Origin of the sequence: Flavobacterium sp. UW10123 (assembly GCF_040538975.1) — a bacterium.
Taxonomy (GTDB): Bacteria; Bacteroidota; Bacteroidia; order Flavobacteriales; family Flavobacteriaceae; genus Flavobacterium.
Genome location: NZ_JBEWQE010000001.1, coordinates 524736 through 530735 on the forward strand (window position 1 = coordinate 524736; position 6000 = coordinate 530735).

Consider the following 6000-nt stretch of genomic DNA (forward strand, 5'->3'; position numbering starts at 1 on the left):
GATGTTACTTAGCGTTTCTATTTTTAAATGAAATTTTAATTATAAAGTTTCAATTGCTTTGTGAATTCTAGAAATAGTTTCTTCTTTTCCAATGATTTCAACTATGTCAAATAGGTGAGGACCTTTAAGCGCTCCAACCAAACTTAGACGGAAAGGTTGCATTACTTTACCCATTCCGATTTCGTTTTTGGTTAACCAATCTTTTACGATTGCTTCTATATTTGCAGAAGTAAAATCTTCAATATTTTCTAAAACAGAAATCAGTTCTTGCATTAAAGTTGGAGTTTCTTCTTTCCAATTTTTACTTGCTTTTTCATCGTATGATGTTGGAGCCTGAAAAAAGAAATCAGTTAAATCCCAAAATTCTGATACAAAGTTTGCTCTTTCTTTAATCAAAGAAACAATTCTTGTTAGATCATATTTAGAAACATCAATGCCTTTTTCTTCTAAAATAGGAGAAAAGGTTTTTGCTAAATCAGCATCATTTTGTTTTACTAAATATTGGTGGTTGAACCATTTGTTTTTCTCAGGATCAAATTTAGCTCCCGCTTTATGAACTCGGTTTAAGTCAAAAGCTTCTGCTAATTCTTCTAAAGAAAATAATTCTTTATCAGTTCCATCATTCCATCCAAGTAAAGCTAAGAAGTTTACAACTGCTTCTGGAAAAAATCCTTTTTCTCTGTAACCAGATGAAACACCTTCTTCAGTTTTCCATTCTAATGGAAATACAGGGAATCCCATTTTGTCTCCATCTCTTTTTGATAATTTACCATTTCCAATTGGTTTTAAAATCAAAGGTAAATGTGCAAATTCTGGAGCTTCCCAACCAAATGCTTTGTATAATAAAACGTGAAGAGGCATAGATGGCAACCATTCTTCTCCACGAATTACATGTGAAGTTTCCATCAAATGATCATCAACAATATTAGCTAAATGGTATGTTGGCATTCCGTCACTTTTGAAAAGAACTTTGTCATCCAAAAGATTCGTTTCAAACTTAACATCACCACGAATAATATCTTTTAAATGTAAAGTTTCATCAACCGGAGTTTTGAAACGAATCACATAATGTTCTCCATTTGCAATTCTTTTAGCAGTTTCTTCGGCAGAAATTATTAAAGATGTATCTAACTTTTCACGATTGTGGTGATTGTAAATAAATGTTTTTCCTTCAGCTTCGTGTTGTTTTCTATGTGCATCCAAAGCTTCCGGAGTATCAAAAGCATAATATGCCCAACCAGAATTGATTAATTGATCGGCATATTGTTGATAAAGATCTTTACGTTCGCTTTGTCTGTATGGACCAAATTTTTCATTTTTCCCAACCGTTTCTTCAGGAGCAATTCCTAACCATTCTAAAGCTTCCATAATGTAAGCCTCTGCACCTGGAACAAAACGAGTCTGATCTGTATCTTCAATTCTCAGATAAAAAACACCGTTATGTTTCTTTGCAAATAAATAATTAAATAGGGCAGTACGAACTCCGCCAATATGTAACGGTCCAGTCGGACTTGGTGCAAAACGCACACGAACTTGCTTTGACATTTGTTTAAAATTTTGTTGCAAAGATACGACTCTAATTAGATAATTAGAAAATGAGTTTAATTAGATAATGTCTTGTGTTAAGCTTAATTGACTAATTTTCTAATTGATCATTATCTAATTAAAATTATTACTTTTATAGGTTATAATTAAAACAGATTTATTTTGAAAACATCGTCTGCAATATATCAAAAGTTAGAGGCTTTCATTAAGAAATATTATACCAACGAACTGATAAAAGGGATATTACTTTTTACCGGTTTTGGTTTATTGTATTTTCTATTTACGCTTTTTGTAGAGTACTTTCTTTGGTTAAAACCTCTGGGAAGAACTTTTCTGTTTTGGTTATTTGTCGGAGTTGAAGTTTTCCTTTTAGTCCGTTTAATTCTTTTCCCATTATTCAAGTTATTCAAACTTCAAAAGGGAATTGATTATAGCCAAGCTTCAAAAATTATTGGAAATCATTTCACAGAAGTAAGCGATAAGCTGACTAACTTTTTGCAATTGTCTTCTGAGAATAATGTTGAAAGTTCTGAATTGGTTTTGGCTTCGATAGAACAAAAAGCAAATTCTTTACAACCAATTCCATTTGGAAATGCCATCAATTTTAAAGCTAACAAAAAATATTTACCATTAGCTTTAGTTCCAATTTTGCTTTTTGCTGTGTTTTATATTTCTGGAAATAGTAATGTAATTTCTCAAAGTTTGAATAGAGTAGTGCATTTCAATTCTGCTTTTTTACCTCCAGCTCCTTTCAAATTTGTAGTTCTGAATTCTAATTTGCAAGCAGAGCAAAACAAAGATTTTGTCATCAAAATGGAATCTGTTGGGAATGTTGTTCCAGAAAATGTGATGATTCATATTGGTGACGAAAGCTATTTTATGGAATCTTCTCAACCTGGAAAGTTTGAATTTAAAGTTGAAAAACCAGCAGAAGATATTCGTTTTTCTTTTGAAGGAAATTCAGTTGTTTCAGAAGAATACGAATTGAAAGTTATCACAGTTCCATCTATTGCAAACTTCGAAATGGTTTTGAATTTTCCTTCTTATCTAAAGAAAAAATCAGAGACAATTCAAGGAACAGGAAATGCAATTGTACCAGAAGGGACGACTGTAATTTGGAAAATGAACACCAAATCTACGCAAGAAGTAGTATGGAAAAGAGATAATGAAGTATTTAAGTTCAATAAGGCAGAAAATGAGTTTAAATTTGCTAAAAATATAAGTCAAAATACCGAATATCAAATACTTACGTCTAATGATAAGGTTAAAAACTACGAAAAACTCGATTATCAGCTGTCTGTGATCAAAGATCAGTTTCCAACTATCAATGTTGGTCCTGCACCAGACAGTTTGAAGCTAGATAAGAACTATATTCTAGGAAGATTGGGTGACGATTATGGACTTTCTAAATTACAAATTGTGTATTACGAACGTAACAAACCTCAATCTGCTAAACGTGGAAATATTCCTGTGAAGAGTGGAGTATTTGATCAGTTTGTTTTTAATTTTCCAAGTAATCTTCCAGTAGAAGAAGGAGTTTCTTATGAGTACTATTTTGAGGTTTTTGATAATGATGCACCACACGGATTTAAGTCTACAAAGTCTTCTACATTTTCAGATCGTGTAGCTACAACAGATGAAATTCAGGATCAGGAATTGCAACAACAAAATCAAAACATTAATAGTTTATCTAAATCTTTGAAGAACCAAACGAAGCAGATTTCAGAAATGGATAAGCTTCAGAATACAGGAAAAGAAAAAGATAATTTAGAGTTTAAAGATCAGCAAAAGATCAATGATTTTATCAAACGTCAGAAACAACAAGACGAAATGATGAAACAGTTTTCTGAGAAAATGAATCAGAATCTGGATAAGTTTAAAGACGATAAGAAAGATAAAACGGCTGAAGATTTACAAAAGCGTTTAGATAATGCTCAGAAAAATTTAGAAAAGAATCAGAAATTATTAGACGAATTGAAGAACTTGAATGATAAATTAAACAGTGAAGAACTGTTTGATAAGATGGAAAAGTTCAAGCAAATTAGTAAAAACCAATCTCGTAATTTAGAACAATTGGTGGAGCTAACCAAACGTTTTTATGTTTCAAAGAAAGCAGAACAGGTTGCTGAGAAACTAAACAAACTGTCAGAACAACAGGAACAGTTATCTAATAAAGAGAAAGAAAACACTAAAGAGAAGCAGGATGAAATCAATAAATCTTTTGATAAGATTCAGGAAGATTTAAAAGATTTGAAAGAGGAAAATAAGACTTTGAAGAAACCTTTGGATATCCCATCAGATGCTTCTAGAGAGAAAGATCTAGACAATGATCTTAATAAAGCTTCTGAAGAATTGAGTAAAAAGAATACTTCTGGAGCTAAACCAAAACAGAAAAGTGCTGCAAAAAAAATGAAGTCTATGGCTCAGGAAATGCAGAGCGAAATGGAAGGTGGAGAACAAGAACAATTAGAAGAAGATGTAGCAATGCTTCGTCAAATTTTAGATAATCTTTTAGCTTATTCTTTGTCGCAAGAAGATGTGATGAAACAGTTTAAAGCAATGAAATTGGGTTCTTCTACATTTACAAAAAACATCAAGATTCAACAGAATTTGAAACAGCAGTTTAGACATGTAGATGACAGTTTGTTTGCACTTTCATTACGTAATCCAAAAGTAGCAGAAGACGTAACTAAAGAAATTGGAAATGTACAATACAACATGGACAAGGCAATTGAAACTTTAACTGATGTACAGATTCCAAGAGGAGTTTCACACCAACAATATGCAGTTTCATCTGCTAATAAGCTAGCTGATTTCTTAAGTGATTTATTGAATAATATGCAGATGTCTATGTCTAAACCGGGAGCGGGGAAACCTAAACCAGGTGACGGACAAGGAATGCAATTGCCAGATATTATTCAGAAACAAAAAGGTCTTGCCGATAAAATGAAAGAGGGAATGAAACCTGGACAGCAACCTGGAGATAAACCTGGTGAAGGTAAAGATGGAAAGTCTGGACAAGGACAAAACGGACAGGGTAAAGATGGTCAGGGCAAGGAAGGTCAAGGAAATAAAAGTGGCGACAAAGGTACTTCTAGTAAAGATGTAAAAAATGGAAAAGGAGAAAAGAACGGTAATGAAGGGGAAGATGGAGAAGGCGATGCAGAAGCTATAATGGAAATATATAAAGAGCAAGTTAAACTTCGTGAAGCATTACAAAAAGAGTTAGCGAAGAAAGGTCTAGATGCTCAAGGCAGATCTATTATTGATCAGATGAAACAATCTGAAAAGCAGATTTTGAATAAAGGATTTAAGAATGAAAACCTACAGCGCATTCTAAACATCCAACAAGAATTATGGAAATTAAATAATGCAGTTCAGCAACAAGGTCAGGATACACAAAGACAATCTGAAACTAATAAGGCAGAATTTACGAATCGTTCGAATGCTTTACCAAGTTCACTATTGGAATATTTAAACAGTGTGGAGATATTAAACAGACAATCACTACCTTTGCGCTCGAATTTTAATCAAAAAGTTCAAGAATACTTTAATGCAAAATGATAAATTTTAATTACGAAACAGATTTTACTTTAGGAGACGAGCAGGCTTTTAGTGACTGGCTTAGTGCTGTAATTGTTTCTGAAGGAAAGAATGAAGGCGAGATAAATTATATATTTTGTGATGATGAATATCTTCATAAAATTAATGTAGAATATTTAGATCACGATACCCTAACAGATATTATTAGTTTTGATTATACTGTTGGTAACGAGTTGAATGGAGATATTTTTGTTTCTGTAGAACGTGTTGCAGACAACGCAAAAGACTTCAATGTTTCCTTTGCTGAAGAACTTAAAAGAGTATTATCTCACGGTATACTTCATTACTGTGGATACAAGGATAAGACCGATGAAGATGCTCAATTAATGAGAGCAAAAGAAGAAGAGAAGATGAAGATGTTTCACGTGGAACAGTAATTAAATTTCTTTTTATTATAAATATGTTCCACGTGAAACGTTTTAAGTTTTGATTTTTTACAACGTTCCACGTGAAACATATTTAAAAATTATAAGTAAAAAAATAATAACGTTCCACGTGGAACGTTATATAGAAATTCGAATAAAATATTAAATCGTTCCACGTGGAACGATTTTTAGGTTTGAGTTTAAAAGAATAGAACGTGATGTTTCACGTGGAAAGATTCTGGGAATTGAAATTTCGAGATTGATATATTTAAAACGTTTCACGTGGAATATAAGAAGTTTTTGGTTTAGTAGGTTTAGAATGGAAGTTTAGAATGTTTCACATGAAACATTTACTTTGAAAGTTCTGATTTGAAAGTTCTGATTTGAAAGTTCTAGTTTGAAAGTTCTAGTTTGAAAGTTCTAGTTTGAAAGTTCTAGTTTGAAAGTTCTAGTTTGAAAGTTCTAGTTTGAAAGTTCTAGTTTGAAA

At 32.2% G+C, this 6000-nt stretch carries 3 protein-coding genes; 2 read left to right on the forward strand and 1 reads right to left on the reverse strand.

Features of this window, described 5'->3' with window-relative positions:
* Positions 1–39: 39 nt before the first annotated feature.
* The gene (gene gltX, locus ABXT06_RS02330) at positions 40–1545 is read right to left on the reverse strand and encodes a glutamate--tRNA ligase (protein ID WP_354589288.1); all 1506 of its coding nucleotides are present in this window, start codon (positions 1543–1545) and stop codon (positions 40–42) included.
* Positions 1546–1707: 162 nt separating this feature from the next.
* Between gltX and ABXT06_RS02335 the strand changes: the two genes are divergently transcribed.
* Positions 1708–5109: a hypothetical protein gene (locus tag ABXT06_RS02335; protein WP_354589289.1), complete on the forward strand. Its 3402-nt coding sequence runs from the start codon at positions 1708–1710 to the stop codon at positions 5107–5109.
* A complete protein-coding gene (gene ybeY, locus ABXT06_RS02340; protein WP_111368316.1) occupies positions 5106–5525 on the forward strand; it encodes an rRNA maturation RNase YbeY in 420 nt (139 codons plus the stop codon). The genes ABXT06_RS02335 and ybeY overlap by 4 nt, the downstream gene beginning before the upstream one ends.
* The last annotated feature ends 475 nt before the right edge of the window (positions 5526–6000 follow it).